The following is a 791-nucleotide window of genomic DNA, read 5'->3' on the forward strand; positions in this document are numbered from 1 at the left end:
GTACTCGGCGGCGCCGCCCCCGCCGTGCCCGAGGAGCGCGACGACGCGGTCGCCCGGCTCGAAGGCGGTGACGAGCTCGCCGCAGGCGACGACCTCGCCCGCGACGTCGAAGCCGACGGTGAAGGGCAGACGCGTGAGCAGACCGATGGGTCCGCCGCCCCGGCGGATGTTGAGGTCGGTACCGTTCACGCTGCTGGCGTGGACGCGCACGAGGAGCTCGTCGCCCTTCGGGAAGGGCCAGGCGGTCTGCTCGACGCGCAGGACGGAGGGATCGCCGTGTCGGTGGAAGCGTGCGGCTCGCATTCGCCAACAGTAACTTTTTTGAAGTGTTGGTCGTGTGAGCGTTCGGCCAGGGGGCCGTCACGCATCTACTCCCGCAGGTAGCCGCTCGCCTGCAGTTCGTAGAGCGCCGCGTACTTCCCGCGCGCCGCCATGAGCTCCTCGTGGCTGCCCTGCTCCACGATCACGCCGCCTTCGAGGACCACCACGCGGTCCGCGAGCCGCACCGTGGAGAAGCGGTGCGAGATCAGCAGGGTGATGCGGTCGCGGGCCTGCTCCCGCAGGGCCTCCATCGTCTCGAATTCCGCGCGGGCGTCGAGGGCCGCGGTGGGCTCGTCGAAGACCAGCACGGACGCGTCGCGGAAGTACAGCCGCGCCAGCGCGAGACGCTGCCACTGCCCGCCCGACAGGTTGCGGCCGCCCTGGAAGAGCCGCCCGAGCGGCGTCTCCAGGCCCTGCGGGAGGGTCTCCACGAACGCGGCGCCCGCGCGGTCCACGGCGCGCTCCACGGC

General features: G+C 72.1%; 2 protein-coding genes. Both read right to left on the minus strand.

Features of this window, described 5'->3' with window-relative positions:
* The coding region (locus DEIPI_RS0114730) for an alcohol dehydrogenase catalytic domain-containing protein (RefSeq protein ID WP_027482266.1) at window positions 1-303 on the minus strand (303 nt) is incomplete at its 3' end.
* A 65-nt stretch (window positions 304-368) separates the two neighbouring features.
* Window positions 369-791 (minus strand): ATP-binding cassette domain-containing protein (locus tag DEIPI_RS31380; RefSeq protein ID WP_045234396.1); only part of this gene is annotated, 423 nt, incomplete at its 5' end.

This window comes from Deinococcus pimensis DSM 21231 (assembly GCF_000519345.1).
Taxonomy (GTDB): domain Bacteria; phylum Deinococcota; class Deinococci; order Deinococcales; family Deinococcaceae; genus Deinococcus_A; species Deinococcus_A pimensis.